The sequence below is a fragment of the Gordonia sp. i37 genome (assembly GCF_002043085.1).
GTDB lineage: Bacteria > Actinomycetota > Actinomycetes > Mycobacteriales > Mycobacteriaceae > Gordonia > Gordonia polyisoprenivorans.
Genome location: NZ_MVPX01000129.1, coordinates 1 through 3,726 on the forward strand (window position 1 = coordinate 1; position 3,726 = coordinate 3,726).

Consider the following 3,726-nt stretch of genomic DNA (forward strand, 5'->3'; position numbering starts at 1 on the left):
AAGAGATTCCCCCCGGCCCGTCCGCCGATCCGTTCGGGGAGTTGAATCTGATTGGCGCACTTCGTCGTTCGATGGCCAAAGCGGGCTACTCCGATCTCAAGGAGTTCCAGAAGGTCGGGCTGACCATCCACCGCTGAGGGGAGAACGAGACCCCCATCACTCAATGTGACAATCGGCGTTAGAATATTCGCCATGGCAGCCCACCATGGTTCACCCGACTTCGACGTGCTCATCATCGGTTCCGGCTTCGGCGGCAGCGTCAGCGCGTTACGCCTGGTCGAGAAGGGGTATCGCGTCGGCGTCGTCGAAGCGGGTCGCCGCTTCGACGACGAGGACTTCGCCAAGACCAGCTGGCGGCTCAACAAGTGGCTCTGGGCACCCAAGCTCGGCCTGTACGGCATTCAGCGCATCCACGCCCTCAAGGACGTGATGATTCTGGCCGGTGCGGGCGTCGGCGGCGGGTCGCTCAATTACGCGAACACCCTGTACAAGCCGCCCACCCCGTTCTTCACCGATCCCCAGTGGAATCACATCACCGACTGGGAGGACGAACTGTCGCCGTACTACGATCAGGCGCGACGGATGCTCGGGGTGGTCACCAATCCGACGTTCACCGAATCCGACCGCATCATGCGTGAGGTCGCCGACGAGATGGGTGTCGGCGACACCTTCACCTCGACCCCGGTCGGTGTGTTCTTCGGAGAGAAGGTCGGTCTGGCCGGTCGTCCCGGACAGACTGTCCCCGACCCGTACTTCGGCGGGGCCGGACCCGAGCGCACCGCGTGCACCGAATGCGGCGCCTGTATGACCGGGTGCCGGGTCGGCGCCAAGAACACCCTGATGAAGAACTACCTGGGGCTGGCCGAACGCCACGGGGCGACGATCATCGACCGCACGACCGTCGACGGACTGTCCCGGCGCGCCGACGGTACCTGGGAGGTGAGCACGCATGGGTCGTCGTCGTGGGGGCCGCTGGGCCGACGTAGCCGCACCTACACCGCGTCGCAGGTGGTCGTCGCGGCGGGCACCTTCAACACCCAGCGTCTGCTCCACCACGCCAAGGAGCGCACCCTGCCCGCGATCTCGGATGCCATGGGGCGTCTGACCCGCACCAACTCCGAGTCAATCCTCGGCGCCAATGCGGCGAAATACGATCCCCGGCACGACTATTCACACGGTGTCGCGATCACCTCGTCGTTCCATCCGGAGCCGAACACGCACATCGAACCCGTCCGGTACGGCAAGGGCTCCAACGCCATCGCCTATCTGCAGACGCTGCTCACCGACGGTGGCACCCCGGCCCAACGATTCGGACAGTTCCTGCGTGCGGTGGCCCGCAACCCGTTCCTGCTCGCCCGGATTCTGGTGGTGCACAAGTGGAGTCAGCGCACCGTGATCGCGCTGGTGATGCAGAACAACAACAATTCGCTGACGACCTTCGTCCGCAAACGCGGACCCCTGCGCTACATCACCAGCAAGCAGGGCATCGGCGAGCCCAATCCGACCTGGATTCCCAAGGGCAACGAGGCCACCCGCCGGATCGCCGACAAACTCCCGGGCGGGATGGCCGGCGGCACGTGGGGCGACATCGTCAACATGCCGCTGACCGCCCACTATCTCGGTGGGTGCGCCATCTCCGACGATCCGGCCAACGGTGTCATCGACCCCTATCACCGCGTCTGGAACTACCCGACGCTGCACATCACCGACGGTGCGTCGATCTCGGCCAATCTCGGGGTCAATCCGTCGTTGTCGATCTGTGCCCAGGCCGAGCGCGCGATGGCGTTCTGGCCCAACAAGGGTGAGATCGACACCCGGCCGGAACAGGGTGTGGGATACACGCGACTGCAACCGGTGGCACCTAATGCGCCCGTGGTACCCGCGGATGCGCCCGGGGCGCTGCGATTGCCGATCACGCCGGTCGAGCGGGCCGAATTGCCTACGGCGCCGGGAGCGTAGCGAGCGGGCCGGGTGGGTACGGCGCCGGGAGCGTAGCGAGCGGGCCGGGTGGGTACGGCGCCGGGAGCGTGGCGAGTGGCGCGGTCAGTCCAGGCCGCGTGCCGAGAGGCTCTCGGCGAATCCGTCTGCGGTGCGCAGGGCGCCGAGCACGATGGGCGCCACCAGGATTCGCGGTCCGGGGCGTAGGCCGCGGGCCCGTCGGGCCTCGTCGACCTGACCGGCGATCTCGACCATCAGGGGGATGGCGCGGATCGTGAGTGCCAGGGCGATCGCGATGAGGTCGGTACGAATCCCGAAGCGCCGCAACGGGTGTAGTGCGCGGGTCAGTGAGTCGAGCATGTCGGTGGTCCGGGTGGTCAGGGTGACCACCGCCGCCAGCAGCACCGACAGCGCCAGGATTCCGCACACGAGCAGGGCGCGCCGCGCGTCGGTGAAGATCCACTGGAAAGCGAAGATGAACACCAGGATCCAGAGGGTGGGCCGGAACTGTCGCCAGGCGGTGACCGGTCCGATCCCGGCCAGCGCGTAGAGCGCCGCCACGGCGAGTGCGGCAATGCCCAGCGCGGGCAGTGAGCGTACGGCCAGGGAGATCGCCAGGATCGCCGCGGCGAGCCCGACCAGCTTGATTCCCGGCGAGAGTCGGTGCAGCGGTGAGTGTCCCGGACGGTAGGTGCCCAGCGGATTCACGTCATCATCTCCCGGTAGTGACGCAGTGCCGGTGTGGGCTCGTCGTCGGCGACGATGCGTCCGTCGTCCATCACCAGTACGCGGTCGAAGTCGGAGACGAGATCGAGGTCGTGACTGACGACGATGAGTTGTTCGGTCAGTCCGGCGAACACCGCGCGCAACATCCGGGCGTTGCGCAGATCCAGCAGGGTGGTCGGTTCGTCGGCGACGATCACCGCGGGTTCGGTGACGAACACCGATGCCAGGGCGAGGAGTTGCTTCTGGCCGCCGGAGAGTCGTCCGGCGGGGGAGTCGGCGTGGTCGGCCAATCCGAACCGGTCGAGGACGGTCCGGGTGCGTTCGGCGCGTTCGGTTCTGCTCAGATCGGTGCGGGTGAGGGAGAGCTCGATGTCCTCGGCGACGGTCGGCATGATGATCTGCCGGTCGGGGTCGGAGAAGATGAAGCCGACCTCGCGTCGGACGCGTCGTTTGTGGCGTCGCGCGTCGATCCCGTTGACCGTCACGGTGCCGTGGTCGGGGATGACGAGCGCGTTGATCATTCGCACCAGGGTCGATTTGCCGCTGCCGTTGGCGCCGACGATCCCGATTCGGCGTTCCGACAGGGTCAGCGACACCTCGCGAAGGACGGTGCGGGCACCGAAGGCGTGGGTGATGTCGCAGAACTCGATCACGATGGCGCTCCGGTCGCGGTCAGTTCGACGGGGAGGCCTCGTGGGTCGGTCGCCGCAGCGGGCCGATCAGACCCGGCCATCCGCGGTGGACCTGGGCGGCGACCAAGGCGGTGACGACGGCCTTGATCGTGTCGCCGAGGATGAACCAGCCGTTCGCGGCGATCGCCGCCCACAGCGTCATGTCGGCGCGGATCATCAGGCCGATGGTGCCGCAGATGTACACCACGAGGATGCCGCCGATGATGTTGATGACGATGCCGGGCAGCACCCGATACCGCGGCACCGTCTGCGATCGGGTGCGCGTCCACATCATCAGTGCGGTCAGTACGCCGATGACGATCACTCCCGGCAGGAAGCCGACGAAGAAGCCCGCGGTGGGGGAGCTCAATGCCGTCAAGCCGTTACGGCC

General features: G+C 66.9%; 4 protein-coding genes and 1 pseudogene. 2 read left to right on the top strand and 3 right to left on the bottom strand.

The genetic code is table 11. From position 1 onward, the window contains the following. Together B1964_RS29930 and B1964_RS06080 are read left to right on the top strand one after the other, a co-directional pair. Nucleotides 1–137 (top strand): annotated as a pseudogene (locus tag B1964_RS29930) (GuaB3 family IMP dehydrogenase-related protein); the annotation flags it as partial. 55 nt (nucleotides 138–192) lie between these two features. Further along, on the top strand, nucleotides 193–1,959 hold the full coding sequence (locus tag B1964_RS06080) for a GMC family oxidoreductase (protein ID WP_079929222.1): 1,767 nt from the start codon (nucleotides 193–195) through the stop codon (nucleotides 1,957–1,959). 84 nt (nucleotides 1,960–2,043) lie between these two features. On the opposite strand, the gene B1964_RS06085 is transcribed toward B1964_RS06080, so the two are convergent. The 3 genes from B1964_RS06085 to B1964_RS06095 all read right to left on the bottom strand — a co-directional run. Next, the gene (locus B1964_RS06085; RefSeq protein WP_079929223.1) at nucleotides 2,044–2,646 is read right to left on the bottom strand and encodes an energy-coupling factor transporter transmembrane protein EcfT; all 603 of its coding nucleotides are present in this window, start codon (nucleotides 2,644–2,646) and stop codon (nucleotides 2,044–2,046) included. After that, the gene (locus B1964_RS06090; RefSeq protein WP_014359491.1) at nucleotides 2,643–3,317 is read right to left on the bottom strand and encodes an energy-coupling factor ABC transporter ATP-binding protein; all 675 of its coding nucleotides are present in this window, start codon (nucleotides 3,315–3,317) and stop codon (nucleotides 2,643–2,645) included. The genes B1964_RS06085 and B1964_RS06090 overlap by 4 nt, the downstream gene beginning before the upstream one ends. A gap of 19 nt (nucleotides 3,318–3,336) precedes the next feature. Beyond that, the coding region (locus B1964_RS06095) for a biotin transporter BioY (RefSeq protein WP_139765641.1) at nucleotides 3,337–3,726 on the bottom strand (390 nt) is incomplete at its 5' end.